This window comes from Polaromonas sp. P1_F2, assembly GCF_056405735.1.
Genome location: NZ_JBFUBN010000003.1, coordinates 372,270 through 397,657 on the forward strand (window position 1 = coordinate 372,270; position 25,388 = coordinate 397,657).

Below are 25,388 nucleotides of genomic sequence, written 5' to 3' on the forward strand. Positions count from 1 at the left end.
GGGTGCTGGGAGGGGTCACGGGGGCAGTTTACTTGAGCACCCCCGCGTGCCCGCGTAGGAGGCGGACGCTTATTATTTAGAGAGCAGGCGCATGGCCTCTTCTAGGCCCTTGATGGTGAGCGGGAACATGCGCTGGTTCACCAGTTGCTGGATCACGGCGATGCTTTGCCGGTATTGCCAGACGCCTTGCGGTTCGGGGTTGATCCAGGCGAACTTGGGGAAAGCATTGGTCAGGCGCTGCATCCATTCGGCGCCGGCTTCCTCGTTGTTGTATTCCACGCTGCCGCCAGGCTGCAAAATTTCATAGGGGCTCATGGTCGCGTCGCCGACGAAGATGAGTTTGTAGTCCTTGTTGTACTTGCGGATGATGTCCCAGGTCGGGAATTTTTCGCTGAAGCGGCGGCGGTTGTTCTTCCACATGAAGTCGTAGACGCAGTTGTGGAAGTAATAAAACTCGAGGTGCTTGAACTCGGCTTTCACGGCCGAGAACATTTCCTCGACGCGGTGGATGTGCTCGTCCATGGTGCCGCCCACGTCCATCAGCAGCAGCACCTTCACGTTGTTGTGGCGCTCGGGCACCATCTTGATGTCCAGCCAGCCGGCATTGGCGGCAGTGGAGCGTATGGTGTCGTCGAGGTCCAGCTCTTCGACGTTGCCCTGGCGCGCGAACTTGCGCAGGCGGCGCAGCGCCACCTTGATGTTGCGCGTGCCGAGCTCCTGGGTGTCGTCGTAGTCCTTGTATGCGCGCTGGTCCCAGACTTTCACGGCGCTCTTGTTGCGGCTTTTTTCCTGGCCTATGCGTATGCCCTGGGGATTGAAGCCGTTGGCGCCGAAGGGCGAGGTGCCGCCCGTGCCTATCCATTTGCTGCCGCCTTCGTGGCGTTCCTTCTGCTCTTCAAAACGCTTCTTGAGTGTTTCCATGAGCTCGTCCCAGCCCATTTTTTCGATCCTGGCTTTTTCCTCGGGGCTCAGTTCGAGCTCGAGGTTTTTGCGCAGCCATTCGAGCGGGATGTCCTTGGTGAAGTCGGCCAGCATCTCGACGCCCTTGAAGTAGGCGGCGAAGGCGCGGTCGAACTTGTCGTAGTTTTTTTCGTCCTTCACGAGCACCGTGCGGCTCAGGTAATAGAAGTCGTCGATCTTCCAGGCGCCTTCGCCCGCATGGGCTTCGAGCTTGTCGCTGTTCGGGCCGACCACGCCGGCCTGCAGCGCTTCGAGCAGCATCAGGTATTCCTTGACGGAGACCGGCAGCTTGGCCGAGCGCAAGGTGTAGAAGAAATCGATGAGCATGGAGGACTCCTTGGCGGCAAGCGCTTCAGGTTCGGGGTTTGTCCAGCAGGTAGAGCAGTTGCGCTTTGACTTCTGGCCATTCGCCGGCGGCCAGGCTGTACATCACGGTGTCGCGTATGGTGCCGTCGCGGCGCAGCGCATGGCCGCGCAGCACGCCGTCCTTGCGGGCGCCCAGGCGCTCGATGGCGCGCTGGGAGGCGTGGTTGAAGTTGTCGGTGCGCCAACCCACGATGTTGCAGCCCAAGGTGTCGAAGGCATGCGTGAGCATCAGCAATTTGCAGGTGGTGTTGACGTGGGTGCGCTGGCAGCGCGCGGCATACCAGGTGTAGCCGATCTCGACGCGCTTGAGGTTGGGCACGATGTCGTGATAACTCGTGGAGCCCAGCACTTCGCCGCTGGCCGCGTCGGTCACGGCGAAGGCGAAGCGGTTGGCCGTGGCCAGCGCGGTCTCGATGTAGCCGCGGGTTTCATGCGGTTCGGGCACGGAGGTGATGCGCAGCTTCCAGAGCTCGCCGTCGGCGGCCGCGGCCTGAAGGCCGGCTTCGTGTTCGAGGGCAAGGGGCACCAGCTTGACGCCGCGCGCCTCCAGTGTGACGGGGGCTACAAAGGCCATGCTCAGTTCTCTCCTTCGGGTTTTTGCCGCTTCCTCCAGCGCCTGGCCAACTGCAGGCCGAAGCCGCCGCCCAGGCCAACCAGCACGATGCCGGCGATGGCGCCGTTGCCGTAGCCGGATTCAAAAATATCGAAACCGAGCAGGTGGCCGGCCCAGAAGCCGAGCAGCGCACCGCCGACAAAACCGACCGCGTCGGACAGGCCTTCGACCAGCAAGGATTTTTGGCTCATGTGTGGATCCCGTTCAGCGATTGTTGCGCTGCATGAAAACCAGCTTCTCGAACAGGGTCACGTCCTGCTCGTTCTTGAGCAGCGCGCCCACCAGCGGCGGCACGGCGACTTTGTCGTCCTTGCTTTGCAGGGCGTCCAGCGGGATGTCTTCGGCGACCAGCAGCTTGAGCCAGTCCAGCAGCTCGCTGGTCGACGGCTTTTTCTTGAGGCCGGGCAGGTTGCGCACGTCGTAAAACGTTTTCATCGCGGCCGTCAGCAGCTCTTTCTTGAGATCCGGGAAATGCACGTCGACGATCTGCTTCATGGTGTCGGCGTCGGGGAACTTGATGTAGTGGAAGAAGCAGCGGCGCAAAAACGCGTCGGGCAGTTCTTTTTCGTTGTTGGAGGTGATGAACACCAGCGGGCGGTGCCTGGCCTTGATGAGCTCGCGCGTTTCGTACACGTAGAACTCCATGCGGTCGATCTCGCGCAGCAGGTCGTTGGGGAATTCGATGTCGGCCTTGTCGATCTCGTCGATCAGCAGCGCCACCGGCGTTTCCGAGGTGAAGGCCTGCCACAGCACGCCCTTGACGATGTAGTTGTGGATGTCCTTGACTTTTTCGCCGCCGTCGACGGTGGACAGCTGCGAGTCGCGCAGGCGCGACACCGCGTCATATTCATAGAGGCCCTGCTGCGCCTTGGTGGTCGATTTGATGTGCCATTGCAACAGCGGCAGGCCCAGCGACTCGGCCACTTCCTCGGCCAGCATGGTCTTGCCGGTGCCGGGTTCGCCCTTGACCAGCAGCGGCTTTTTCAGGGCGGCGGCGGCGTTCACGGCAAGCATCAGGTCCTGGGTGGCGACGTAGTTCTTGGATCCTTGGAATTTCATGGTCTGGCGTCAATGTGGGCGGGTTTGGGGGGCTATTCTCTTGGTTTGAAAAACAGCCGGTGCTTGGGGGCAACAGGCCCAGATATAATCCGGGGTTGTTTATAAGATGAATTCCCACCTGATTGTGCGCGCAAAATGAATAAGCTGTTCACCACGATATTCGCCGTTGCTGTCTCTTGTGCGACGGCTGCCAGCCTGGCCCAGGAAGTCAAGGGCGACGCCAAGGCCGGCGAGACCAAGAATGCCATGTGCATAGGCTGCCACGGTATCCAGGGCTACCAGGCCTCCTTCCCCGAGGTCTACAAGGTCCCGAAAATTTCCGGCCAGGGCGCCAAATACATCATCGCCGCGCTCAATGAATACAAAAAAGGCGAGCGCAAACATCCGACGATGCGCGCCATCGCCGACTCCCTGACCGACCAGGACATCGCCGACCTCGCCGCCCACTACAGCGCCGACGGCATGACGGCCGCCGAGGTGGCCAAGGCGCCAGCCCAGGCCGCCTCCGAACCGGTCAAGCCCAGCAAGGAACCCGGCGCCGCGGTCCAGGCCCTGCTGGACAAAGCCAATTGCAAATCTTGCCACGGTGGCAACTTCAGCACGCCGACCGACCCGGCTTACCCCAAGCTCGGTGGCCAGCACGCCGACTACCTGTTTGTGGCGCTCAAGTCCTACACGGCCGACAGCAAAAACCCCAAAGTCGGCCGCGGCAACGTGATCATGGCCGGCATGGCCAAGCAGTACACCAATGCCGAACTCAAACAGCTGGCCAATTACCTGGCCTCGATCGACGGCGACCTGAAGACCATTCCGCAGAAGAAATTCCGCTAAGCCGGAAGGTCCCGTCCAACAAAAAAAGCCGCTTCATCAAGCGGCTTTTTTGTTGGTCAGTCTTTTGTTGCCCGGCGTTGAACGCAGTCTATGTACGCAGCACCGTCTGGCGGGCGTCCCGCGCGCTGGCTCTCCCAGACCATCTGTCCCAGGCAGTCCATGGTTTCATGGTGGGCGTCGTGCAGGGAGTTGCGCCTGGCCGTCAGCAACTCCACGGCCTGGCGTATGCCGCGCGGCTGGTCGATGGAACATTGCTCGCTGATCGACAGGTGCATGGAAAGGTGCAGAAACGGATTGGTCTTGCCGGCCTCGACGTCGTACATCTTTTCCAGCGCGCCGTCGGCATCGGCGAAATCCGCATGGTATTCGGGGTGCTCTTCGATCCACTGGCTGGCGATGGTTTCAATCGCCTCCATGGGCTGGCCGGCGCGGGCCTTGGCATAGACGGAACAGAAGAAGCGACGAACGTCGGCTTGCGAGGGCGTGAACATGGGCGAAAGCGTATCACGCAGGTGTTTTCCAATGCCGGCCTGGGGTTGTGCTTTTCAGCGCTCGGGCCACAGGGCTGGCTGGCTACGTCCTACAGACAGCTTCTCTGCCCCTGCCTACATTACGAAGCACAGTGGCGAAGTTCCGGGGCAAGGCCACTCCATAACCATTCACAGCCCGGCGAGGAGATTTCAGATGAACGCAGCACGCATCACAGGCATTGTCCTGATCGTTTTGGGCCTGGCCGGATTTTTCACCGGCGGCTTCAGCTTCACCAAGGACACGACGGCCGCCAAGCTGGGCCCCATCCAGCTGACCGTGAAGGAAAAAGAGTCGGTCAACATTCCGCAGTGGCTGAGCCTGGGGGCTATCGTGCTGGGTGCGGTCGTACTTGTCGTGGGCTTCAAGAAGTCATAGCCTACGCTCCGTTCCACTCCAGCAGGGGCCGCGGGACTGGCTTTGCCAGACCGCAGGCGCCGTCCCCTGGAAGGGGGGAACAGGCTACACGAAGTGAGCCTGGACGGGGGGGGAGCCTATGGGAGCATGCGAGAAATCGCATGCGCCGCTGCCAGCAACTGCGGCAGCATGCTCTCTTGCATGGCCTTGGCGCTGGTGCGGTTGGCCTGGCCGCTGATGTTGAGGGCGGCCACCGTCTGGCCGGCGCGGTTGGTGATGGGCGCGGCCATGGACACCAATCCTTCTTCCAGTTCCTGGTTGACCAGCGACCAGCCCTGCTTGCGCGCCTGCGCGACCTTGGCCGCCAGCTCTTTCACATCGGTCACGGTGTATTTGGTGCGGGCCGTCAATGTTGAGGCCTGCAGGCACTTCATGAGTTCGGCTTCGGGCAGGGCCGACAACAGCATGCGGCCCATGGAGGTGCAATAGGCCGGCAGGCGCGAGCCCACGCCCAGGCTGATGCTCATGATCTTGTGTGTGGGCACGCGCAGCACGTAGACGATGTCCGTGCCGTCCAGCACCGCGGCCGAGCACGACTCCTTGACTTCGCCGACCAGCGCTTCCATCACCGGCTCGGCCAGGTTCCAGATCGGCATGGAGGACAGGTAGGCAAAACCCAGGTCCAGGATGCGCGGCGTGAGGCTGAAGAGCTTGCCGTCGTTGTGCACATACCCCAGCGTTTCCAGCGTCAGCAGAATGCGGCGCGCGCCCGCGCGGCTCAGGCCGCTGCGCCCGGCGACTTCGGTCAGCGTCTGGCGCGGCGCGTCGGTGCTGAAAGAGCGTATGACCTCCAGCCCTCGCGCGAAGGACTGGACGTAGCCGTCGCCCGGCTTGTGGGCTGTGGCGGGTGTGGATGCGGCGTTTGCCATGGTGCGGGAAATCTCCTAAAATTCATTATACGAACTCTTGTTCTAATGTCGAACAATATTTGGCGCGGGCCTCATTCAATTCGAGGCAGCCGCCGTACCTGGAGACTTCTGGATGATCAACAAGATTGCCGCTTCCGTCGCCGACGCGCTGGCGGATGTGAAAGACGGCTCAACGGTGCTGATAGGCGGCTTCGGCACCGCGGGCATCCCCAATGAGCTGATTGACGGCCTGATCGCGCAGGGCGCCAAAGACCTCACGGTGGTGAACAACAACGCGGGCAATGCCGAAGTCGGCCTGGCCGCGTTGCTCAAGGCCGGGCGTGTGCGCAAGATCATCTGCAGCTTTCCGCGCCAGGCCGACAGCCAGGTGTTTGACGGGCTGTACCGCAGCGGCAAGCTGGAGCTTGAACTCGTGCCGCAGGGCAACCTGGCCGAGCGCATACGCGCCGCGGGCGCCGGCATAGGCGCGTTCTTTTGCCCCACGGGCTATGGCACCGAACTGGCGTTGAACGCCGACGGCAGCGCCAAGGAAACCCGCGAGATCAACGGCCGGCAATATGTGCTCGAGATGCCGATCTACGGCGACGTGGCCCTGATCAAGGCCGAACGCGGCGATCGCTGGGGCAACCTGACTTACCGCATGGCGGCGCGCAATTTCGGGCCAGTGATGGCGACGGCGTCCAAAAAGACGGTAGCCACCGTGCACGAGATCGCCGAGCTCGGTGACCTCGATCCCGAAACCATCGTGACGCCGGGCATCTTCGTCCACCACGTCGTCAAAATCCCACGCATAGCCACCCAAGCCGGTGGACTCAAGAAAGCGGCATGACCATGACTTACCAACGCCGCAGCAAGGACCAGCTCGCCGCCCGCGTCGCGCAGGATATTTTTGACGGGGCCGTCGTCAACCTCGGCATAGGCCAGCCCACGCTGGTGGCCAACCATTTGCCGGCCGGGCGCGAGGTCATCCTGCAAAGCGAGAACGGCATCCTCGGCATGGGCCCGGCGCCCGCCGAGGGCCAGGAAGATTACGACCTGATCAACGCCGGCAAGCAGCCGGTGACGCTGCTCAAGGGCGGCGCGTTTTTTCACCATGCCGACAGCTTCGCGATGATGCGCGGCGGCCATCTCGACATCTGCGTGCTGGGCGCCTTCCAGGTCTCGGCCACCGGCGACCTCGCCAACTGGAGCACCGGCGAGCCCGGCGCGATTCCGGCCGTGGGCGGCGCCATGGACCTGGCCATAGGCGCGCGGCAGACCTGGGTCATGATGGATTTGCTGACCAAGCAGGGCGCCAGCAAGCTGGTGAGCCAATGCAGCTACCCGCTGACCGGCATAGGCTGCGTCAAGCGCGTGTATTCAGATCTGGCGACACTGGAATGCACGCCGCATGGCCTGAAGCTGATCGACACCGTCGAGGGCCTCACGCACGCGGAACTCGAGACACTGGTCGGCCTGCCGATTGCAACCGCCTGAACTTCACCCCCTTCGGAAAAAGACACACCATGACCCAAGCTTTTATCTGCGACGCGATCCGCACCCCCTTCGGCCGTTACGGCGGCGCCCTGAGCAGCGTGCGCACCGACGACCTGGGCGCGATCCCGCTCAAGGCGCTGATGGCGCGCAACCCCAAGGTCGACTGGCAGGCCGTCACCGACGTGATCTACGGCTGCGCCAACCAGGCCGGCGAAGACAACCGCAACGTGGCGCGCATGGCCGCCTTGCTGGCCGGCCTGCCCATGGACGTGCCGGGCGCCACCATCAACCGCCTGTGCGGCTCGGGCCTGGATGCGCTGGGCACGGCCGCGCGCGCCATCAAGTCGGGCGAGGCCACCCTGATGATCGCCGGCGGCGTTGAAAGCATGAGCCGTGCGCCCTTTGTGATGCCCAAGGCAGAGAGCGCCTTCAGCCGCGCCAACGCGGTTTACGACACGACGATCGGCTGGCGTTTCATCAACAAGCTGATGAAGGAAAAATACGGCGTGGACGCGATGCCCGAAACCGCCGAGAACGTGGCGACCGACTACAAGATCAGCCGCGAAGACCAGGACAAGATGGCGCTGGCCAGCCAGCTGAAAGCCGTGGCCGCGCAAAAGGCCGGCTACTTCGACGCCGAGATCACGCCGGTGACGATTGCCCAGAAAAAAGGCGACCCGATTGTGGTCGACAAGGACGAGCACCCGCGCGAGACCTCGCTGGAAGCGCTGGCCAAGCTCAAAGGCGTGGTGCGGCCCGACGGCACGGTGACCGCCGGCAATGCCAGCGGCGTGAACGACGGCGCCTGCGCGCTGCTGCTGGCCGATGAAGCCACAGCCGCCAAAAATGGCCTCACGCCGCGCGCCCGCATCGTCGGCATGGCGACCGCCGGCGTCGCGCCGCGCATCATGGGCATAGGCCCGGCGCCGGCCACCCAAAAAGTGCTGGCGCTGACCGGCCTCACGATGGCGCAGATGGACGTGATCGAACTCAACGAAGCTTTTGCCGCGCAAGGCCTGGCCGTGCTGCGCATGCTGGGCGTGCAGGACGACGACCCACGCGTCAACCCCAACGGCGGCGCGATTGCGCTGGGCCATCCGCTGGGCGCCTCGGGCGCGCGGCTGGCGACCACGGCCGTCAACCAGCTGCACAAAGGCGGCGGGCGCTACGCGCTGGCCACCATGTGCATAGGCGTGGGGCAGGGCATCGCGGTGATTCTCGAGCGCGTCTGAGCGGCTTCAGTGAACTCCCCCGCGGCCTGCCCTGTGGTGGGCCGCGTTGCCGGATAACATGGCGCCTCCCGTTCCTTTGCCTTTCACGCCTGCACGCCACGGCGTTGAGCGTTGGTAAACCGAAAGACACGCCGTGAGTTTCCCGCTGATCACCGACCCCTTTTTCTACGCCGTTGCCGTTCCCGCCGTGCTGATGCTCGGCGTCAGCAAAAGCGGCTTCGGCGCGGGCTTCGGATCCCTGGCGGTGCCGGTGATGGCGCTGGCGGTCACCGTGCCGCAGGCCGCCGCCATCCTGATGCCGGTGCTGCTGCTGATGGACCTGCTGGGACTGGCGGCCTTTCGCCGCGACTTCGATTTCAAGTTCCTCAAATTCCTGGTTCCCTTCGGCCTGGTGGGCACGCTGGTGGGGGCGCTGCTGTTCAAGGTGCTGGACGCCAAGGTGGTCGCGGCCCTGGTGGGAATATTCACCTTGTTGTTTTTGGCGCAGCGCCTGCTGTTCCCGCCCCGGCCCGACAGCCCGCCGCCGCCGCGCTGGCTGGGGGCGATCCTGACGGTGACCTCGGGTTTCACCAGCTTTGTCTCCCATGCCGGCGGGCCGCCGCTGAGTGCCTATGTCATCCCAATGCGCCTGAGCCCGGTGAAGTTCACGGCCACCATGGCGGCCTTCTTTTTTGTCATCAACCTGTCCAAGTGGATTCCTTACGCCTGGCTGGGCCTGCTGGACCTGCGCAACATGGCGACCTCGCTGGCCCTGCTGCCGCTGGCGCCGCTGGGCGTGTGGATGGGCGTGCGCATGGCGCGCAGCATCAGCCCGGTGTTGTTTTACCGCCTGCTCTATGTCGGCATGCTGTTGACCGGTTGCAAGCTGCTCTGGGACGGCTTCCATTGAGAAGGGGACCGCTCCAAAACCCTCCTGGCGTTGTTGCGCCGCCTTGCCGTACTGGTGTACTGTCTGCGGCGACGCGCCTAGCCAGGACCGCTTCGCTGGGTTTTATGAGCGGTCCCCTAGCTTGAATCGCTTCTTGCGTCCAGTGTGACGCCAGGATTGCCCCATGCCCCGATGGGTTGTAGCCCGGCCCCGGGGACTTTTACCGGCATGCATTTCGCGAATTTCTGTGAGAATCGCGGGCATGAGAACAATATGCTTACACTGCGGCTGACCGTCCCTTCATGACCACCGTTGTCTTTGCCGATCTCGTGGGCAGCACCAGCATGTTTGAACGGCTGGGCGATGAGACCGCGTCGCGTTTCGTGACGCAGCTCATCGGCGTGCTCAGCCAGGTGTTCCAGCAGCACCAGGGCCGGGTCGTCAAGCTGCTGGGCGACGGCCTGTTCGTGGTGTTCCCGAATGAAGGCGACGCGCTCTCGGCCTGCATCAGCATCCAGAAGCGCCTGCAGGAAAAGCCCATCAAGCCCGGCGGCAGCGGCGCACCGGTGCAGATGCAGATGGGCATTGAGTCGGGCGAAGTGGTCGAGATCGACGGCGACTGCTTTGGCGACACCGTGAACTCCGCCGCCCGTCTGGCCGACCTGGCCGGCGCCGCGCAAATCCTCACCACTGAAAACGTCTGGACGGCGCTGCTGCCGGTGCAAAGGGCCGCCCTGCGCAGCATGGGCCCGATGTACCTGCGCGGCCGGGCTGAAGCCAGCCACGTCTATCGGGTCGAATGGCAGACAGGCCGCGACGAAGACGCCACCATGGCCGGGCGCTCCATGTTCGCCTCGCCCAGCCAGGCTTTCCTGGAGCTCAGCTTTGCCGGGCAGACTGTGCGGCTGGACGCCAAAAGCAGCAAGCTGGCGCTGGGCCGGGGCGCCGACGCGGCGCTGAACCTGAACGACCCGCGCGTCTCGCGCATGCATGCCACGCTGGAGTGGCGCGGCGGGCAATTTGTGCTGACGGACGCCTCCAGCTACGGCACCTGGGTCTACCTGGGCAACCAGAGCGAAGCCGTGGTGCTGCGGCGCACCGAGTGCTACCTGGTCGGCAGCGGCCACATCGTGCCGGGCTGCGACCGCAAAGACGACAACGCGCCGCTGGTGGCGTTTTCGATACGCACCTGATCGCCGATGGCTGCGGCGGGCCGGAAAAAGTTACCGTTTTTCAAAGGTTTGCCCGCCCGGCGAGGCAAGCTAGAATCGATTTTTGTTTCAAGACGTAGCCGGGCTTCTGGGCAGCCCGCAGGCCATCCCGCCTTTTTTGCCACCCAGCCCATTTCGCCCAATTCCATCTCCTCATGAGTCTCAAGAAGCTTGGCCGATACGATCTGATCAGCGTCCTCGGCAAGGGCGCGATGGGGCTGGTGTATGAGGGACGCGACCCGAACCTGGACCGTCGCGTGGCGATCAAGACCATCAAGGTGGAGAACCTCTCGGAAGAGGCTGCCGCCGAATACGAAGTGCGTTTTCGCACCGAGGCCCGCTCGGCGGCGCGCCTGCAGCACCCGCACATCGTCAGCGTCTACGACTCCGACCGCGACGGCGATATCGCTTTCCTGGTGATGGAGTTCGTCGACGGCGACGACCTGAAACACCACCTGGACAGGGGTGACCTCTACACCTTGGAGCAGACCCTGGGCATCATGGGCGACCTGCTGTCGGCGCTGGATTACGCGCACCGGCAAAGCATCGTCCACCGCGACATCAAGCCGGCCAACCTGCTGATAGAGACCAGCGGGCGGGTCAAGCTCACCGACTTCGGCGTGGCTCGCATCCAGGATTCGGGCGAGGCCACGCGCACGCAGGGCTCCATGGTGGGCACGCTCAAATACATGTCGCCCGAGCAGGTGCAGGGCCGCCCGATAGACGCGCGGGCCGACCTGTTCGCCGCCGGCATCGTGCTGTACCAGCTGTTGACGGGCAAGCGGCCTTTCGACGGCGACACCGATTTCTCCACCATCCAGCAGATCGTGGGCCACACGCCCGCCTCGCCCAGCAGCTTCAATCCCAAGCTGCCCGCCGCGATAGACGCGGTGGTGGCAAAGGCCCTGGCCAAGTCGCGCGACCAGCGTTATGCGAGCGCCCAGGACTTCCTCGCCGCGCTGCAGGCCGCGGCCCGCGAAGCGGCCGACACCAAGGTGTTGCCGCCGGCGTTGCCGCCCGGACCGGGCACCAACTCGACCTGGACGTCGACGCTGCTGGCCGGCGAGGCGCTGGTCGACCTGCAGTCCGGTACCAGCGCCAACATCTCGGTGGTGACGCAGGAACTTGAACTGGTTTACTGGAAAGAGATCAAGGAGTCCATGGATGTCGAGGACATCCAGGGCTTTCTCACCAGGTTTCCGTCCGGCATCTATGCCGACCTGGCGCGCCGCCGCCTGAAGAAGATGGGTGTGCCCGGCGGTGAGGATTCCGACATCGGCCGGCGCCTGGGTACAGGCACCTTGATTGTTCCGCGCCCTGAAATTCCAGTGAACCAGGACGCGTCCGTGCCCGGGGCAAGCACTTCGGGTACGTCGACCGACATGGCCTGGAAGGCGCTGGAGGAAGCCGCGGCGCAGGCGCCGGTGACATCTCCCGCCATGCCACCCGCACCCGCCGTGGACGACCCGGATGCCACGCGCCTGGGTACGCCGGTCATGGCCATGCCGGCGCAGGCCGAGCCGCCAGCGCAGCCTCAAGTACAACAGCCGCAAGTGCAGGAACAAGCTTCCGAGTGGCCTGAAACCGTGTTCAGCGATGCCGCCCTGGCGCCAGCGGAACCCAAGGCTGCCGCGGCGGCAGTTGCCGCAAACAAGCCTGCGGCGCCAGTTGCTGCCACCGAGCCCTCCGCCAGGCCGGCGAAGACGGAGTCCAGGCGCAAATCCCGCCCGGCCGAGCCGGCTGCCGCCGCAAAAACTTCCGTACCGACATCGCGCTACCTGGCCTTGGGTGTGGCGGGCCTGGTGGGTCTTGCAATTCTGGGCATCGGCGTCAAACAGTTCAGCAAACCGAAGGCGCGGGCTGCCGAATCCGTCCAGCCAGCGGCTGCGGCCGATGCCGGGGCGGCGGCGCCTGCATCGGCAGCCAAGGCTCCGGAGCCGGGTGTGCAGGCCGCGCAGGCCCAGCCCGCAGCGGCGGCTTCGGCCCCGGTGGCGGCTGCTGCTCCCTTGTCGCCGGCGTCCAAGGCCGCGGCGGCCCAGGCCCTCGCGGCCAGGAAGGCGGCCCTGGAGAAGGAGCGGCTGGCCAAACAGCAAGCGGCGCAGGCCAAAACCGGTGGTACCGCAGCTGCGCCCGCAGCCGCCGAGCATGCCGCCGCACCGGCGCCGTCCGTGTCGTCCGGCGACCCGCGCAAGGCCTGCGAAGACCGCATGCTCATCGGTTTCCAGGTCTGCATGAACGATCAATGCGCCAAGCCGGCTTTCACCAACCATGCGGTGTGTGTGGAGCGCCGCGCGATGGAGCAGCGGCGGCGCGAGGCCGAACAGCTCAGGCGCTAACTCAGGCGCCAAGCGCGAGGCGGGGGCCTCTAAAGAGGTTTTTCCCGCCGCTTGCCTGTTTACTCCGCGTTCGGCGCTTCAGGGCCGTCTTGCCAGCCGGCGGGCCGGCGCTGCGCCTGTTGCTGGCGCTCCTGGGCCAGTTGTTCTTCCAGCTGCAGCCGCCCCTGCGTGGCCACGGCGATGACCTTGGTGCGGTCCTTGCGGTGCGGGTACATGCGTTCAAACAGCTCGAGGTTGTGCTGGCGAAAACGCATGGCGGCCTGGCGCGCCTCGTGCGGCGGCTGGCCCAGCAACTCGAGCACGCTGCGCGCGCTGCGCAGGCTGGACTCGAAGACCTCGCGTTCGACCAGCATCACGCCGCGGTCGCGCAACGCGTTCCAGTGCGTCACGTCGCGCGCGCGGGCGACGATCTGCATCTGCGGAAAGTTCTCGCGCGCGATATCGACGATCTTGAGCGACTGCTCCATGTCGTCCACCGACAGCACCAGGATCTTGGCGGTGGCCGCGCCGGCGGTGCGCAGCAGGTCCAGGCGCGTGGCGTCGCCGTAGAAGACGCGGTAACCGAAGGCGCGCACGGTTTCTATCATCTCGGCGTCGTGGTCCAGCACCGTGGCCGGGATGCCTTGCGCCAGCAACATGCGGCCGACGATCTGGCCGTAGCGGCCGAAGCCGGCGATGATGATGGGCGCTTCCTGCTGCTCGGAGATTTCCTCCATCTGGGGCCGGTTGCAGTTGGCGTAGCGCGGCACCCAGAATTTGTCGACAGCCACCAGCAGCAGCGGGCTCAGCAGCATGGACAGCGCCACCGCGCCTATCAGCAGCGATGCGGTCTCGGCGGAAAACACCTGGGCGCCGGCGGCCGCCTGGAACACCACGAAGGCGAACTCGCCACCCTGCGCCAGCAGCACCGCGAACACCGGGCGTTCCTGGAAGGGCAGTTTCATGAGTTTAGCCAGGCCATAGATCACGGCCAGCTTCAGGCCCAGAAAGCCCACCAGGATGGCGGCCATCAGGCCGGGCGAGCGCCACAGCACGCCGAAATCGATGCTCATGCCCACGGCGATGAAAAACAGGCCCAGCAGCAGGCCCTTGAAGGGCTCGATGTCGGTTTCCAGCTCGCGCCGGTATTCGCTTTCCGCCAGCAGCACGCCGGCCAGAAAGGCGCCCAGCGCCATGGACAGGCCGACAAACTGCATCAGCGCCGCGATGCTGACCACCAGCAGCAGCGAGGCCGCCGTGAAGATTTCTGGCGTGCCGCTGTTGGCGATCCAGCGCAGCAGGGGGCGCAACAGCAGCCGGCCGCCCAGGATGATGGCGGCGATGGCGCCGACGATCTTCAGCGCTTCGAGTGCCCGGCCGCTGTGGCTGACGGCCTCGTTGTCGCCGGCCATGGCGCCCAGCAGCGGAAGCAGCGCCAGGATGGGGATGGCCGCCACGTCCTGGAACAGCAGGATGGAAAAGCCCGCCTGACCGCTCGACGTCGGCATCAGGTGGCGCTCGCCCATGGCCTGCAGCGCGATCGCGGTCGACGATAGCGCCAGGCCCAGCCCGGCAACCAGCGCCGTCTGCCAGCCCACGCCGAAGGCCATGGCCGTGCCGGTGAGCAGGGCGGCGCAGCCGAGCACCTGCGCGCTGCCCCAGCCGAAGATGGGCCGGCGCAGGTTCCAGAGGCGTTTGGGTTCGAGTTCAAGGCCGATCAGGAACAGCATCAGCACCACGCCGAATTCGGCGAAATGCAGGATGTCCTGCACGTTGGTGACCAGGCCCAGGCCCCAGGGGCCTATGCCTATGCCGGCGGCCAGGTAGCCGATGATGGAGCCCAGGCCGAGTTTTTTGGCCAAGGGCACCGAGATCACCGCCGCCGCAAGATAGATAAAGCTGTTGACCAGCCAGGTTGGCGCATGTTCCATCAGATGGCCCTCACGGCAGCGGCGGCGGCTTCGTGCTCGACAAGCCGGTCTTTCATGGGCACCACGCAGGCGGCGCATTGTTCCAGGTCCTCGAGTTCAGGCCAGTCCGGGTAGCTTTGCAGACGCTGGCTGAAGGTGGCGATGTGCTCGGTGACCGTCTGCCGGTCGACGCTATGGGCGCCGTGCAGCACCAGCGGCGGCAAAAAGCGCATGCCGCACAGGGCGGCGCTTTGTTCATAGGGCGGCAGGAAAGCGTCAAAAAAGTAGCGGTTGTAGCCTTGCGGGTGGTAGGAGTCCTCCGGGCCGCCGGTGGTGGCGACCAGCCACAAGTCCTTGCCTTGCAGCGCCCGGCCCTTGCCGTGGTTCTCGTCGCCGTGGCCTTCGCCGTAAGCCCAGCCGTAGCTGAAGACGTCGTCGAGCCAGAGCTTTTGCAGCGGGGGCATGGAGTACCACTGGATGGGGTGCAGCAGCACCACCAACTGCGCGCGTTCCAGGGCGGCCTGCTCCCTGGGCACGTCGATGGCGTAGTCCGGATAACTCGAGTAAAGGTCTTGCACCTGCACGCGCGGCTGGGCTCGCGCGGCCTCCATCAAGGGGCGGTTGACCCGCGATTCGCGCCAGGCCGGATGGGCTGCAATGACATAAATGTCAGGGTTGGCGGTCTGGCCCGTGGGTTTTTCTGTGGTTGTGATAACGCTGTCCATGCCGTTACCATAGCGGAAAAGCAAGACCAAGAGTTCCCAGGAACGACAAGTTCCAAACCGAGGAGATTCGCATGCCCGTGGTTGTGATCGCCAATCCGAAGGGGGGCGTCGGCAAAACGACGCTGGCCACCAACGTTGCCGGATATTTCGCCAGCCAGGGCCATTCGGTCATGCTGGGGGACGCCGACCGGCAGCAGTCTTCGCGGCTGTGGCTGGGCCTCAGGCCGCCGGCCGCCCGGCAGATCGCCACCTGGGATGTGAACGCCGACCTGATCGTCAAGCCGCCCAAGGGCACGACGCACGTGGTGCTGGACACCCCCGGCGGCTTGCACGGCTGGCGCTTCAACGACGTCCTCAAGCTGGCCGACAAGGTCATCGTGCCGCTGCAGCCCAGCGTTTTTGACATCTTCGCCACCCGCACCTTCCTGGACCAGCTCGCCGAACACAAGCACGCCGGCAAGATGCAGGTGGGCATCGTCGGCATGCGCGTGGATTCGCGCACCATCGCCGCCGACAAGCTGCGCGGCTTCGTCGAAGGCCTGGGGCTGCCGGTGCTGGGCTACCTGCGCGACACGCAGAACTACATCCACCTGGCGGCCCGCGGCCTCACCTTGTTCGACGTGGCGCCCAGCCGGGTCGAAAAAGACATGGAGCAGTGGAAAGCCATCTGCCAGTGGCTGGACCGCTGAGAGCGGGTTTTTGCGCGGCGGCTTGTCGCTGAGCCGACAAAGCGCGCGCATGGGTGCCGTTACAGTGGCGCCATGAGAATTTTTGCAACACTGGCCGAGCTGGCCGCCTGCACCGGCCAGGAGGTCGCCGTCAGCGACTGGATCACCATCACCCAGCAGCAGGTCAACCTGTTTGCCGAAGCCACGGGCGATCACCAGTGGATACACGTCGATGTCGAAAAAGCCGCCGCGGGGCCGTTTGGCGGGCCGATCGCGCACGGCTTTCTGACCTTGTCGCTGCTGCCGCGCTTTTTTGAGTCGTCTTTTGACATCACCGGCTCGCGCATGGGCGTGAACTATGGCCTCAACAAGGTGCGCTTCACGGCGCCGGTGCCGGTGGGCAGCCGCCTGCGGGGGCGCATGAAGCTGCTGGCGGCCGAGGCCATTGCCGGCGACGGCATGCAGATGAGCTGGGAGGTGACGGTGGAACGTGAGGGCTCGGCCAAACCGGTGTGCGTGGCCGAGTCGCTGGTGCGGCGCTATCCCTGAGCAAGCGGGAGTCCGGGCGCCTAGATGCGCAGCAGCTGGCCGGCCGGCAGCCAGCCCTCAAACACCTCGATCAGGCTGTTGATGCGCTCAGCCGCTTCACCCTGGCTGTGCGCCTGAGCGATGCACTGGTGCAGGTCGCTGCGCAGCAGCCACAGCTCGGCCGGCGTCTTGGCCACGTTGATCTGGTAGATGACCCGCTGGGAGCGCATGTCACGGCAGTCGTGCAGCAAGGCCAGCAGGCTTTCGCGGACCTGTTCCAGCGGTACGCGGTCGACGGGGCGCCCCGAATCGGAAAAAGCAGGCGCCGCCCTGCCAAAAATACGCTTGATGACCATGTTCACTGAAGACTCCAGCCAGTCTTGTGAACTGGGGCTATGGGAAGGGATAAGGCCGGAATCGCCGGGTGTCGGCATCCACGCGCTTAAAAAGTCGAAGGGTGGATCATAGGGTTTGTACCTAGTTCCTGGCAAGGCGTTTGGGCCGCCCTCAGATGGACGGTCACCAGGCTGTCAGCCGGTCGTCAGCCTTGCGCCGCGCCGCCAAAACCGTTCTGCCGCCAGGCCTCAAACACCGTGACAGCCACGCTATTGGACAGGTTCAGGCTGCGCTGATCGGGCCGCATGGGCACTTTGAGGCGCTGGGCGGGGGCAAAAGACTCCCGCAGCTCAGGCGCCAGGCCGCGGGTTTCCGCCCCAAACACCAGCCAGTCACCGGGCAGGAAACGCACGTCGTAAATGCTGCCCGAACCCCGGGTGGTCATGGCAAACAGGCGGTCCGCGGGTGGTTGCTCACTTTCGAGCATGGCCTGCCAGCTGGCATGGCGCAGCAGCTGCGCGTACTCGTGGTAATCGAGCCCGGCGCGGCGCATGTGTTTGTCGTCCATCGAAAAACCCAGCGGTTCCACCAGGTGCAGGCGGCAGCCGGTGTTGGCCGCCAGCCGGATCACGTTGCCGGTGTTGGGCGGGATTTCGGGTTCGACCAGAACAATATTGAACATGCGGAGACCGGTGAAGCGGAGCCCGGGATTTTAGGGCCTGCTAACGCTATTTATGCAAATGCGAATGGGGTGAAAACAGCCTCAATCAAGGCGCGCGACGACGCCCAGACCGGGCGTCTGCGCTAGGAGCGCAACGCGGAGTGGGGCTGTTTTCCCCCCATTCCCTCCGGGTTGCGATCAAAAAGGCCTTGCGCGGCGTTACAAAGCCTTGACGGGGTTCACCCCGCCTGCGTTTTGCGCCTTGCTCAAGGCCTTTTTGACTCGCAACGCATCTTGCATAAATAGCGTTAGCAGGCCCTAGGCGTGTGCCGTGCGTGAGAGCACCACGGCGGTGATGTGCGCGGCGCCCGCATCGCGCAAAGCCTGCGCGGCGGTGTACAGCGAGGCGCCGCTGGTCATCACGTCGTCCACCAGCAGCACGCGCCGGTCCCGCAGTTCCGCCGTGCGCAGCGGGTCGACCTGGAAGGCGCCCCTGACGTTGGCCAGCCGCTCCTTGCGCTTGAGCTGGCTTTGCGGGCGCGTGTGCCTGACGCGCAGCAGTAGCCTGGCGTCGGGGCGGGCGGATGTCTGTGTCTGCCGGGCCAGCGCGGCGCACAGCTCCCAGGCCTGGTTGAAGCCGCGTGCCTGCAGGCGCTCCGCCGACAGCGGGATCGGAAGCAGCCAGTCTTCGGGCCCCAGTTCGCCAAACACCTGGGCAAGGCCCGGCGACCGCAGCAGCAGGCCGGCGAAAAAACCGGCCCAGCCGTGGCGCTCGCCGAACTTGTAGCCGGCGACCAGCGTGGACCAAGGGTAGGCATAGGCCACGCCGGCGAAGGCGCGGTCCAGCGGCGGCGGCTCGATGGCGCAGGCGCCGCACAGCGGTGGGCCGGTTCGAAGGCCTCCGGAAAGATCGGCCGGCAAGGCAAGGGCGCAGCGCACGCAGCGCAGTGCCGGCGGTGCAAAACGGGCCACGCAAGGCTCGCACACCTGCCGCGCGGGCCAGCTGCGGCAGACCGCGCACTGGCTCGCAATGCCGGAGGCAAAGCCTGAAGCAAAGCCGGGAATGCGTGACAGGAATGCGGAGGGCGCAAGCAGGCGTGTGAACACCGTGTCAATATACTCGCGTACTTTTCAGCGATGCACGTTCTCTTCCTTTGCCTTCCTCCATGACCCCCACCGAACGCCCGCCCACGCTGGACCCGATTGCCGTGGGCCGCTGGGAGCGCAGCGCGCCCCTGGCCTCGCCGTGGCTGCATGAGGAAGTGGCGCGCCGCATGATGGACCGCCTGCAGTGGATCAAGCTGCAGCCCCGTGCCTGGGTGCATTGGGGCGCGCTGCGCGGCGGGCTGCAGGCCCATGCGCAACTGGCGAAAACCTATCCGCGTGCGACGGCCTTCATGCTGGAAAACGGGCCGGAGCGCCAACAGCAGGCCATAAAGCACATCGTGGCCCCCTGGTGGAAGCCGCGGCGCTGGACGGCCGCCCCGGTGCGCTTCGAAGCACCGCCGCCCGGCAGCGCCGACATGCTGTGGGCCAATATGGCGCTGCACGAATCGGCCGACCCGCAGGCCTTGCTGGCGCAATGGCACCAGGCGCTCAAGGTCAACGGCTTCCTGATGTTTTCATGCCTGGGCCCCGACACCGCGAAAGAGCTGCGCGAGGTCTACGCGCAACTGGGCTGGCCGCCCGCGGGCCACGAACTGACCGACATGCACGACTGGGGCGACATGCTGGTGCAGACCGGTTTTGCCGAACCGGTGATGGACATGGAGCGCATCACATTGACCTATGCAACGCCCGCGCGGCTGCTGCAGGACCTGGCCGAGCTGGGCCGCAATTTCCATCCCGCGCGCTTTCCGGCCCTGCGCGGACGGGCCTGGAAGGCGCGGCTTGAAGACGCACTGGGCCGCCACCTCGTCAAAGGCGAAGACGGGCGCCTGTCGCTGACCTTCGAAGTCATTTACGGCCACGCGCTGAAGGCGCCGCCCAAGGTCAAGGTCAGCGCGCTCAGCGCGGTGTCGGTGGCCGACATGCGCAGCATGCTGCAGGGCGGGCGGCCCGGCGGCTGAGAACTTGCTTTGGGGCCGGGCCGTTGCGCGGGCGCCCATAGCGCCTGCCGCGAGCGCCGGTTCAGGGGCTTTTTCAGGGGAGCGGCAGGGCAAACCGGCTACAATTCACAACAGAATTTTGGGGATGTTCCCAAGCCTCATGCGGCCCTTGCCCGGCACGGACCGTTGTTTTTTTGGGGGGTTGCCGCATGCTGCAGCCAACGCCAGCGTTTCGTTTTGCCACCCCGCCCGCGCAGGGCACCCACAGCCATGATGCTGTGCTGTGGCTTCTCAAGCGTCACTGTTCACTCACCCCGGCCCAGCTAGGGTGGCTTTACGTGTCGCTGTGCGGCGTTTCGCTGGGCATCGCGGCATTCTTCTGGGCCCAGGGCGCCACCATGGTGATGCCTTTTGCCTGGGCCGAGCTACTTGCGGTGGGCGCGGCTTTTGTGGTGTATGCCCGCCATGCGGGGGACGGTGAAAAAATCGTCCTCGAAGGCGGGCAACTGGTGGTGGAACTGGAAACGGCGGGGCGCACCGAGCGCGCGGAGTTCAACCGCGAATGGGTGCGAATCGAGCCCAAGGATGGAGACGGCTCGCTGATCGAAGTGTCGGGGCAGGGACGGTCGGTGCAGGTGGGGCGGCATGTGCGGCCCGAGCTGCGGCCGGCCTTGGCCCGCGAGATCCGGATGGCGTTGCGGGGCGGTTGAAGAGGCGCTGAAAGTCTCGCGTCAGTTCAGGTGCGGCGGGGGGACCCGCCGCTAACTTTATAATCAGCCGGTTAATTTGGTCGGTAATTGAAGCAGAAAAAGTGATCACGATGAACGTAAGCAACACCATGAGCAAAATGACACGGCTTGGCATGCAGCATGCAGGCGCAATTCTGGTATCTGCGGCCGCCTGGGTCAGCACCGCCGCTTACGCCGTCAACGACCTGAAGGGCGGACCGGCCGTCAACCAGCTGAACCTGCATCCCGCCGTGACCAAGATCGCCGAAGAGCAGCAGTGGCTGCACTGGTTCATGATGGCCATCTGCCTCGTGATCTTCGTGGCGGTGTTCGGGGTGATGTTCTATTCCATCCTGAAGCACCGCAAGTCGGTGGGCCACAAATCGGCCAACTTCCACGAATCCACCGCCGTTGAAATCGCCTGGACCGTCGTTCCCTTCATCATCGTGATCGCCATGGCCCTGCCGGCCACCAAGGTGCTGGTCGCCCAGAAGGACACCACCGCCGCCGACCTCACCATCAAGGCCACCGGCATTCAGTGGAAGTGGGGCTATGACTACATCAAGGGCGAAGGCGAAGGCATCGGCTTCGTTTCCACGCTCGACAACACGCACCGCGAAATGTCCGACAACGGCGGCCCCAAAGCCGGCGAAGCGCCTGACAACTACCTGCTCAAGGTCGACAACCCGCTGGTCGTTCCCGTTAACAAGAAAATCCGCATCATCACCACCGCCAGCGACGTGATCCACGCCTTCGCGGTGCCGGCCTTCGGCATCAAGCAGGATGCGATTCCCGGCTTCGTGCGCGACACCTGGTTCCGCGCCGAGCAAGTCGGCGACTACTACGGCCAGTGCCAGGAACTCTGCGGCAAGGAACACGCCTACATGCCCATTCACGTGAAGGTCGTGTCCGCCGCCGACTACAGCGCCTGGGTCGCCGTCAAGGCCAAGGAAGCCGCAGCCAAGGCCGATGATCCTTCCAAAGTCTGGACCCTGGTCGACCTCAAGGCCCGCGGCGAAAAAGTCTATGCCGCCAATTGCGCCAGTTGCCATTTGCCCACCGGCAAAGGCGCCGGCCCGGTCAAGCCGCTGGACGCCTCGCCCATCGTGCTCGATGCCAACCACGGCAAGCAGATCGAAATCGTGCTGAACGGCAAGGGTGGCCCAGGCGGCATGCCTTCCTGGAAGGCGCTCAGCGACACCGACATCGCCGCCGTGATCAGCTACTCCAAGAACAACTGGTCCAACCAGACCGGCCAGATCGTCCAGCCCGCCGAAGTGCAGGCTGCCCGCAAGTAAGCCGATCCGCCCCCCCACGACCAGAATTCGCCGGCGCCATATTCATATGTGCGCCGGCCGCCAAGATAAAGCTACAGGCCAAAGCCACCAAAGGAAGCCAAGATGAGTGCAGTTCTAGACCATCACGACCACGCGCATGATGACCACCACGACCACGCCCCAGCGGGCTGGCGCCGTTGGGTCTTCGCGACCAACCATAAAGATATCGGAACGCTGTACCTGCTGTTCAGTTTCTTCATGTTGATGTTCGGCGGCGTGCTGGCCCTGATGATCCGCGCCGAGCTGTTCCAGCCCGGCCTGCAACTGGTCAACCCCGAACTGTTCAACCAGCTCACCACCATGCACGGCCTGATCATGGTGTTCGGCGCCATCATGCCGGCCTTCGTGGGCTTCGCGAACTGGATGATCCCGCTGCAGATCGGCGCGGCCGACATGGCGTTCGCCCGCATGAACAACTTCAGCTTCTGGTTGATGATTCCCGCCGGCCTGATGCTGGGCGGCTCCTTCTTCATGCCCGGTGGCGCGCCCGCCGCGGGCTGGACGCTCTATGCGCCGCTCACGCTGCAGATGGGCCCGTCCATGGACGCCGGTATTTTTGCGATGCACATCCTGGGCGCCTCGTCCATCATGGGTTCGATCAACATCATCGTCACCATCCTGAACATGCGCGCTCCCGGCATGACGCTGATGAAGATGCCGATGTTCTGCTGGACCTGGCTGATCACCGCCTACCTGCTGATCGCCGTGATGCCGGTGCTGGCAGGCGCCATCACCATGACGCTGACCGACCGCCACTTCGGCACCAGCTTCTTCAACCCCGCCGGCGGCGGCGACCCGGTGATGTACCAGCACATCTTCTGGTTCTTCGGCCACCCCGAGGTCTACATCATGATCTTGCCTGCCTTCGGCATCATCAGCCAGATCATTCCCGCCTTCTCGCGCAAGCGCCTGTTCGGCTACGCCTCCATGGTGTACGCCACCGGCTCCATCGCCATCCTGAGCTTCGTCGTGTGGGCTCACCACATGTTCACCACCGGCATGCCGGTCACGGGCCAGCTGTTCTTCATGTACTCCACCATGCTGATCGCCGTGCCCACGGGCGTGAAGGTGTTCAACTGGATCGCCACCATGTGGCGCGGTTCCATGACCTTTGAAACCCCCATGCTGTTCGCGGTGGGCTTCATCTTCGTGTTCACCATCGGCGGCCTGACCGGCGTGATCCTCTCGGTCGCGCCTATCGACACGCAGCTGCAGGACACGTATTACGTCGTGGCCCACTTCCACTACGTGCTGGTGGCGGGCTCGCTCTACGCGCTGTTCGCCGGCTATTACTACTGGTCGCCCAAATGGACCGGCGTCATGTACAACGAAACCCGCGGCAAGATCCACTTCTGGTGGTCGCTGATTTCCTTCAACGTGACCTTCTTCCCGATGCACTTCCTGGGCCTGGCCGGCATGCCGCGCCGCTATGCCGACTACCCCATGCAGTTCGCCGACTTCAACGCCGTGGCCAGCGTGGGCGCCTTCTTCTTCGGCTTCGCGCAGCTCTATTTCTTCCTGTTCATCGTGGTGCCCACGATGCGCGGCAAGGGCGCACCGGCCAAGCAGAACCCCTGGGTGGACGAAGGCGGCAAGGGCGCCGAAGGCCTGGAATGGGAAGTCCCATCCCCCGCGCCTTTCCACACCTATGAAACCCCGCCCAAGCTGGATGCCTCGGCAACCCGCGTGATCGGCTGATTGAACCCATCGGTAAATAGCCATGGCGACACCTGAACAAAAGAAAAGCAACCGGAGGCTGGCCCTGATACTGGCCTCGGTCGCGATCGTCTTTTTTCTGGGCTTCATGGCCAAGATGATTTTTCTGGGCCGCTGAGCCAAAACCGGTACCACTGTGATGCGGCTCAAGCGCGAAAATTTCAACATGATGGGCAAGCTGGGCGTGATCGTGCTCGGCATGTTTGCCTTCGGTTACGCGCTGGTGCCTATTTACAAGGCGATCTGCGAGATGACCGGGATCAACGTGCTGGCACTGTCCGACCGCCAGATCCCCGGGGCGACGTCAAGCCAGCCGGCGAATACCCAGGTGGACTTCAGCCGCACCATCACGGTCGAGTTCGACGCGAACTCGCGCGGCCCCTGGCATTTCAAGCCCGCGAAAAATACGCTGCAGGTGCACCCGGGCGAGCTGACCACGGTGATGTACGAGTTCCAGAACGTGCAGAACCGGACCATGTCGGCCCAGGCCATTCCCAGCTATGCCCCGGCGCAGGCCGGCGCGCATTTCAACAAGCTGGAATGCTTCTGCTTCAGCCAGTACACCCTGGCGCCCGGCGAGAAAAAGCAGTGGCCGGTGGCTTTTGTCATCGACCCGAAGTTGTCAAAGGACGTGAGCACCATCACGCTGTCCTACACCTTTTTTGAAGTCGGCGGCAAGACGCCTGCCGCGCCGGCCACGTCCAAGGCGACAACCGCCGCCGTGGTACCTGAGAAACAGGCAGGCGCATGAGCATGGCCGCCGCACCCGCCAAAAAATCCTCCTTCTGGCGCACGGTCAAGGCCGTGGCCTGGTCCTTCGTGGGGCTGCGCGCGCGCGGCGACTACGAAGAAGATGTGAAGAATTTGAACCCCCTCCACATCATTGTGGTCGGGCTGATCGCCGTGGTGGTGTTTGTCACCGTCCTGGTGCTGCTGGCCAAGTGGATGGTCGCGCACTGAGGCCGGGCATCCGCCAGCCCATCACGGTGTGAATCAAGAAATTATTGGAAATTCGAGAGAAAAACAGGAGTCGAGCGATGTCATCAGCAACCCACGGGTCAACCCCCCACTATTTCGTCCCCAGCCCATCGAGCCACCCGGTAATGGCGTCTATCGGCCTGTTTTTTGTCATTCTCGGTGCCAGCCAATGGATCAACGGCCACGAGTGGGGCCAATGGTCGCTGGCTGTCGGCATGGTGTGGTGGCTGGTGACGCTGTTCCGCTGGTTCAGCCAATCCATCGGCGAAAGCGAAAGCGGCATGTACGGCCGCAAGATCGACATGTCCTTCCGCTGGAGCATGAGCTGGTTCATCTTTTCGGAAGTGATGTTCTTCGGCGCCTTCTTCACCGCCCTGTGGTGGGCCCGCGCGCACTCGTTGCCGGCGCTGGGCAGCCTTGAGAACGCGCTGCTCTGGCCGGACTTCAAAGCCGTCTGGCCCAGCCTCGCCGCCGGTGTGACCGCTTCGCCCGCCGACATCATCGAGCCCTTCACCGCGATGAAGCCGCTGATGATCGGCGGTGGCATCTGGGCCAGCATCATGGGTTCCCTGCCGACGGTCAACACGGCGTTGCTGCTGAGCTCCGGTGTCACCATCACCATCGCCCACCACGCGCTGATCGAGGGCAAGCGTGCCCGCACCATCGGCTTTATGTGGGCCACGGTGTTGCTCGGCGTGGTCTTCCTGTTCGTGCAGGGCTATGAGTACTTTCATGCCTACCATGAGATGAACCTGAAGCTGTCTTCCGGCGTCTACGGCTCGACCTTCTTCCTGCTCACCGGTTTCCACGGTTTCCACGTGTTCGTCGGCATGCTGATGCTGCTGTTCATCACCTTGCGCCTGCAAAAAGGCCACTTCACGCCTGAAAAGCATTTCGGCTTTGAAGGCGCCGCCTGGTACTGGCACTTCGTGGACGTGGTATGGCTGGGCCTGTACATCCTGGTGTACTGGCTGTAAGGCGGAACCAATTGCGGCTACGGCCGCTCAA

29 protein-coding genes are annotated in these 25,388 nt (G+C 64.3%); 18 read left to right on the forward strand and 11 right to left on the reverse strand.

What is annotated here, in order from left to right; genetic code table 11:
* Nucleotides 1-72 precede the first annotated feature (72 nt).
* Genes AC1D0O_RS08690 through AC1D0O_RS08705 form a run of 4 tightly spaced genes read right to left on the reverse strand, consistent with a single transcriptional unit; the run spans nt 73 to nt 2,998 of the window.
* On the reverse strand, nt 73-1,287 hold the full coding sequence (locus AC1D0O_RS08690) for a vWA domain-containing protein (protein ID WP_477653133.1): 1,215 nt from the start codon (nt 1,285-1,287) through the stop codon (nt 73-75).
* Between the two features lie 25 nt (nt 1,288-1,312).
* Nucleotides 1,313-1,900 carry a GNAT family N-acetyltransferase gene (locus tag AC1D0O_RS08695; RefSeq protein WP_477653134.1) on the reverse strand — a complete coding sequence of 196 codons (588 nt, stop codon included), beginning with the start codon at nt 1,898-1,900 and terminating at the stop codon, nt 1,313-1,315.
* A 2-nt stretch (nt 1,901-1,902) separates the two neighbouring features.
* Entirely contained in the window at nt 1,903-2,130 is a 228-nt protein-coding gene (locus AC1D0O_RS08700) for a hypothetical protein (RefSeq protein WP_477653135.1), read from the reverse strand.
* Between the two features lie 13 nt (nt 2,131-2,143).
* A complete protein-coding gene (locus AC1D0O_RS08705) occupies nt 2,144-2,998 on the reverse strand; it encodes an AAA family ATPase (protein WP_436156569.1) in 855 nt (284 codons plus the stop codon).
* Between the two features lie 135 nt (nt 2,999-3,133).
* Here AC1D0O_RS08705 and AC1D0O_RS08710 point away from each other — a divergent pair, with 135 nt between their 5' ends.
* A complete protein-coding gene (locus AC1D0O_RS08710) occupies nt 3,134-3,829 on the forward strand; it encodes a c-type cytochrome (RefSeq protein WP_477653136.1) in 696 nt (231 codons plus the stop codon).
* Between the two features lie 56 nt (nt 3,830-3,885).
* On the opposite strand, the gene AC1D0O_RS08715 is transcribed toward AC1D0O_RS08710, so the two are convergent.
* Nucleotides 3,886-4,320 (reverse strand): DUF1841 family protein, encoded by a 435-nt coding sequence (locus tag AC1D0O_RS08715; protein WP_477653137.1) that lies wholly within the window; start codon nt 4,318-4,320, stop codon nt 3,886-3,888.
* Between the two features lie 193 nt (nt 4,321-4,513).
* Between AC1D0O_RS08715 and AC1D0O_RS08720 the strand changes: the two genes are divergently transcribed.
* Complete coding sequence (locus AC1D0O_RS08720) at nt 4,514-4,735, forward strand: hypothetical protein (RefSeq protein WP_436156572.1); 222 nt, start codon at nt 4,514-4,516, stop codon at nt 4,733-4,735.
* A gap of 116 nt (nt 4,736-4,851) precedes the next feature.
* Here the strand turns inward: AC1D0O_RS08720 and AC1D0O_RS08725 are convergent, their stop codons facing one another.
* Nucleotides 4,852-5,643, reverse strand: coding sequence for an IclR family transcriptional regulator (locus AC1D0O_RS08725; protein ID WP_477653138.1), 792 nt, complete (start codon nt 5,641-5,643; stop codon nt 4,852-4,854).
* A gap of 112 nt (nt 5,644-5,755) precedes the next feature.
* Between AC1D0O_RS08725 and AC1D0O_RS08730 the strand changes: the two genes are divergently transcribed.
* The 6 genes from AC1D0O_RS08730 to AC1D0O_RS08755 all read left to right on the forward strand — a co-directional run bounded on the left by AC1D0O_RS08730 (nt 5,756) and on the right by AC1D0O_RS08755 (nt 12,766).
* Entirely contained in the window at nt 5,756-6,472 is a 717-nt protein-coding gene (locus tag AC1D0O_RS08730) for a 3-oxoacid CoA-transferase subunit A (RefSeq protein WP_477653139.1), read from the forward strand.
* Entirely contained in the window at nt 6,469-7,119 is a 651-nt protein-coding gene (locus tag AC1D0O_RS08735) for a 3-oxoacid CoA-transferase subunit B (RefSeq protein WP_477653140.1), read from the forward strand. The genes AC1D0O_RS08730 and AC1D0O_RS08735 overlap by 4 nt, the downstream gene beginning before the upstream one ends.
* Before the next feature lie 29 nt (nt 7,120-7,148).
* A complete protein-coding gene (gene pcaF, locus AC1D0O_RS08740; protein WP_477653141.1) occupies nt 7,149-8,351 on the forward strand; it encodes a 3-oxoadipyl-CoA thiolase in 1,203 nt (400 codons plus the stop codon).
* Between the two features lie 133 nt (nt 8,352-8,484).
* Nucleotides 8,485-9,240 carry a sulfite exporter TauE/SafE family protein gene (locus AC1D0O_RS08745; RefSeq protein ID WP_477653142.1) on the forward strand — a complete coding sequence of 252 codons (756 nt, stop codon included), beginning with the start codon at nt 8,485-8,487 and terminating at the stop codon, nt 9,238-9,240.
* A gap of 281 nt (nt 9,241-9,521) precedes the next feature.
* Nucleotides 9,522-10,412, forward strand: a complete 891-nt coding sequence (locus AC1D0O_RS08750; protein ID WP_436156578.1) for an adenylate/guanylate cyclase domain-containing protein — start codon at nt 9,522-9,524, stop codon at nt 10,410-10,412.
* A 173-nt stretch (nt 10,413-10,585) separates the two neighbouring features.
* Nucleotides 10,586-12,766 carry a serine/threonine-protein kinase gene (locus tag AC1D0O_RS08755; protein WP_477653143.1) on the forward strand — a complete coding sequence of 727 codons (2,181 nt, stop codon included), beginning with the start codon at nt 10,586-10,588 and terminating at the stop codon, nt 12,764-12,766.
* Between the two features lie 59 nt (nt 12,767-12,825).
* Here the strand turns inward: AC1D0O_RS08755 and kefC are convergent, their stop codons facing one another.
* Nucleotides 12,826-14,676: a glutathione-regulated potassium-efflux system protein KefC gene (kefC, locus tag AC1D0O_RS08760; RefSeq protein ID WP_477653144.1), complete on the reverse strand. Its 1,851-nt coding sequence runs from the start codon at nt 14,674-14,676 to the stop codon at nt 12,826-12,828.
* Nucleotides 14,676-15,380, reverse strand: coding sequence for a glutathione-regulated potassium-efflux system oxidoreductase KefF (gene kefF / locus AC1D0O_RS08765; protein ID WP_477653145.1), 705 nt, complete (start codon nt 15,378-15,380; stop codon nt 14,676-14,678). The genes kefC and kefF overlap by 1 nt, the downstream gene beginning before the upstream one ends.
* Before the next feature lie 71 nt (nt 15,381-15,451).
* Between kefF and AC1D0O_RS08770 the strand changes: the two genes are divergently transcribed.
* Together AC1D0O_RS08770 and AC1D0O_RS08775 are read left to right on the forward strand one after the other, a co-directional pair.
* Nucleotides 15,452-16,069 carry a nucleotide-binding protein gene (locus AC1D0O_RS08770; RefSeq protein ID WP_477653146.1) on the forward strand — a complete coding sequence of 206 codons (618 nt, stop codon included), beginning with the start codon at nt 15,452-15,454 and terminating at the stop codon, nt 16,067-16,069.
* A 72-nt stretch (nt 16,070-16,141) separates the two neighbouring features.
* Nucleotides 16,142-16,597, forward strand: a complete 456-nt coding sequence (locus tag AC1D0O_RS08775) for a MaoC family dehydratase (RefSeq protein ID WP_477653147.1) — start codon at nt 16,142-16,144, stop codon at nt 16,595-16,597.
* A 20-nt stretch (nt 16,598-16,617) separates the two neighbouring features.
* Here AC1D0O_RS08775 and AC1D0O_RS08780 read toward each other — a convergent pair whose 3' ends face one another.
* From AC1D0O_RS08780 to AC1D0O_RS08790, 3 genes are all read right to left on the reverse strand, one after another.
* On the reverse strand, nt 16,618-16,938 hold the full coding sequence (locus AC1D0O_RS08780; protein ID WP_477653148.1) for a hypothetical protein: 321 nt from the start codon (nt 16,936-16,938) through the stop codon (nt 16,618-16,620).
* Between the two features lie 179 nt (nt 16,939-17,117).
* Entirely contained in the window at nt 17,118-17,594 is a 477-nt protein-coding gene (locus AC1D0O_RS08785; protein ID WP_477653149.1) for a tRNA (cytidine(34)-2'-O)-methyltransferase, read from the reverse strand.
* 297 nt (nt 17,595-17,891) lie between these two features.
* Complete coding sequence (locus tag AC1D0O_RS08790; RefSeq protein WP_477653150.1) at nt 17,892-18,680, reverse strand: ComF family protein; 789 nt, start codon at nt 18,678-18,680, stop codon at nt 17,892-17,894.
* A gap of 59 nt (nt 18,681-18,739) precedes the next feature.
* Between AC1D0O_RS08790 and AC1D0O_RS08795 the strand changes: the two genes are divergently transcribed.
* From AC1D0O_RS08795 to AC1D0O_RS08830, 8 genes are all read left to right on the forward strand, one after another.
* The gene (locus AC1D0O_RS08795; protein ID WP_477653151.1) at nt 18,740-19,642 is read left to right on the forward strand and encodes a methyltransferase domain-containing protein; all 903 of its coding nucleotides are present in this window, start codon (nt 18,740-18,742) and stop codon (nt 19,640-19,642) included.
* Nucleotides 19,643-19,830: 188 nt separating this feature from the next.
* Nucleotides 19,831-20,331: a DUF2244 domain-containing protein gene (locus AC1D0O_RS08800; protein ID WP_477653152.1), complete on the forward strand. Its 501-nt coding sequence runs from the start codon at nt 19,831-19,833 to the stop codon at nt 20,329-20,331.
* Nucleotides 20,332-20,468: 137 nt separating this feature from the next.
* A complete protein-coding gene (gene coxB / locus AC1D0O_RS08805) occupies nt 20,469-21,647 on the forward strand; it encodes a cytochrome c oxidase subunit II (protein WP_477653313.1) in 1,179 nt (392 codons plus the stop codon).
* A 102-nt stretch (nt 21,648-21,749) separates the two neighbouring features.
* Nucleotides 21,750-23,384, forward strand: coding sequence for a cytochrome c oxidase subunit I (ctaD, locus tag AC1D0O_RS08810; RefSeq protein ID WP_477653153.1), 1,635 nt, complete (start codon nt 21,750-21,752; stop codon nt 23,382-23,384).
* A 22-nt stretch (nt 23,385-23,406) separates the two neighbouring features.
* Entirely contained in the window at nt 23,407-23,520 is a 114-nt protein-coding gene (locus AC1D0O_RS08815) for a cytochrome oxidase small assembly protein (protein WP_477653154.1), read from the forward strand.
* Nucleotides 23,521-23,541: 21 nt separating this feature from the next.
* Nucleotides 23,542-24,153, forward strand: a complete 612-nt coding sequence (locus tag AC1D0O_RS08820; RefSeq protein ID WP_477653155.1) for a cytochrome c oxidase assembly protein — start codon at nt 23,542-23,544, stop codon at nt 24,151-24,153.
* Nucleotides 24,154-24,155: 2 nt separating this feature from the next.
* A complete protein-coding gene (locus AC1D0O_RS08825; protein ID WP_477653156.1) occupies nt 24,156-24,362 on the forward strand; it encodes a DUF2970 domain-containing protein in 207 nt (68 codons plus the stop codon).
* A 77-nt stretch (nt 24,363-24,439) separates the two neighbouring features.
* The gene (locus AC1D0O_RS08830; protein WP_477653157.1) at nt 24,440-25,357 is read left to right on the forward strand and encodes a cytochrome c oxidase subunit 3; all 918 of its coding nucleotides are present in this window, start codon (nt 24,440-24,442) and stop codon (nt 25,355-25,357) included.
* The last annotated feature ends 31 nt before the right edge of the window (nt 25,358-25,388 follow it).

Bases quoted from the DNA above. Each gene is read 5' to 3' on its own strand.
- AC1D0O_RS08770 (WP_477653146.1), top strand. From the start codon at position 15,452: ATGCCCGTGGTTGTGATCGCCAATCCGAAGGGGGGCGTCGGCAAAACG.
- AC1D0O_RS08710 (WP_477653136.1), top strand. From the start codon at position 3,134: ATGAATAAGCTGTTCACCACGATATTCGCCGTTGCTGTCTCTTGTGCG.
- AC1D0O_RS08815 (WP_477653154.1), top strand. From the start codon at position 23,407: ATGGCGACACCTGAACAAAAGAAAAGCAACCGGAGGCTGGCCCTGATA.
- AC1D0O_RS08720 (WP_436156572.1), top strand. From the start codon at position 4,514: ATGAACGCAGCACGCATCACAGGCATTGTCCTGATCGTTTTGGGCCTG.
- AC1D0O_RS08715 (WP_477653137.1), bottom strand. From the start codon at position 4,320: ATGTTCACGCCCTCGCAAGCCGACGTTCGTCGCTTCTTCTGTTCCGTC.
- kefC (WP_477653144.1), bottom strand. From the start codon at position 14,676: ATGGAACATGCGCCAACCTGGCTGGTCAACAGCTTTATCTATCTTGCG.
- coxB (WP_477653313.1), top strand. From the start codon at position 20,469: ATGACACGGCTTGGCATGCAGCATGCAGGCGCAATTCTGGTATCTGCG.
- AC1D0O_RS08700 (WP_477653135.1), bottom strand. From the start codon at position 2,130: ATGAGCCAAAAATCCTTGCTGGTCGAAGGCCTGTCCGACGCGGTCGGT.
- AC1D0O_RS08800 (WP_477653152.1), top strand. From the start codon at position 19,831: ATGCTGCAGCCAACGCCAGCGTTTCGTTTTGCCACCCCGCCCGCGCAG.
- AC1D0O_RS08705 (WP_436156569.1), bottom strand. From the start codon at position 2,998: ATGAAATTCCAAGGATCCAAGAACTACGTCGCCACCCAGGACCTGATG.
- kefF (WP_477653145.1), bottom strand. From the start codon at position 15,380: ATGGACAGCGTTATCACAACCACAGAAAAACCCACGGGCCAGACCGCC.
- AC1D0O_RS08725 (WP_477653138.1), bottom strand. From the start codon at position 5,643: ATGGCAAACGCCGCATCCACACCCGCCACAGCCCACAAGCCGGGCGAC.
- AC1D0O_RS08825 (WP_477653156.1), top strand. From the start codon at position 24,156: ATGGCCGCCGCACCCGCCAAAAAATCCTCCTTCTGGCGCACGGTCAAG.
- AC1D0O_RS08795 (WP_477653151.1), top strand. From the start codon at position 18,740: ATGACCCCCACCGAACGCCCGCCCACGCTGGACCCGATTGCCGTGGGC.
- AC1D0O_RS08775 (WP_477653147.1), top strand. From the start codon at position 16,142: ATGAGAATTTTTGCAACACTGGCCGAGCTGGCCGCCTGCACCGGCCAG.
- AC1D0O_RS08820 (WP_477653155.1), top strand. From the start codon at position 23,542: ATGCGGCTCAAGCGCGAAAATTTCAACATGATGGGCAAGCTGGGCGTG.
- AC1D0O_RS08750 (WP_436156578.1), top strand. From the start codon at position 9,522: ATGACCACCGTTGTCTTTGCCGATCTCGTGGGCAGCACCAGCATGTTT.
- AC1D0O_RS08830 (WP_477653157.1), top strand. From the start codon at position 24,440: ATGTCATCAGCAACCCACGGGTCAACCCCCCACTATTTCGTCCCCAGC.
- AC1D0O_RS08690 (WP_477653133.1), bottom strand. From the start codon at position 1,287: ATGCTCATCGATTTCTTCTACACCTTGCGCTCGGCCAAGCTGCCGGTC.
- pcaF (WP_477653141.1), top strand. From the start codon at position 7,149: ATGACCCAAGCTTTTATCTGCGACGCGATCCGCACCCCCTTCGGCCGT.
- AC1D0O_RS08785 (WP_477653149.1), bottom strand. From the start codon at position 17,594: ATGTTCAATATTGTTCTGGTCGAACCCGAAATCCCGCCCAACACCGGC.
- AC1D0O_RS08730 (WP_477653139.1), top strand. From the start codon at position 5,756: ATGATCAACAAGATTGCCGCTTCCGTCGCCGACGCGCTGGCGGATGTG.
- ctaD (WP_477653153.1), top strand. From the start codon at position 21,750: ATGAGTGCAGTTCTAGACCATCACGACCACGCGCATGATGACCACCAC.
- AC1D0O_RS08695 (WP_477653134.1), bottom strand. From the start codon at position 1,900: ATGGCCTTTGTAGCCCCCGTCACACTGGAGGCGCGCGGCGTCAAGCTG.
- AC1D0O_RS08735 (WP_477653140.1), top strand. From the start codon at position 6,469: ATGACCATGACTTACCAACGCCGCAGCAAGGACCAGCTCGCCGCCCGC.
- AC1D0O_RS08755 (WP_477653143.1), top strand. From the start codon at position 10,586: ATGAGTCTCAAGAAGCTTGGCCGATACGATCTGATCAGCGTCCTCGGC.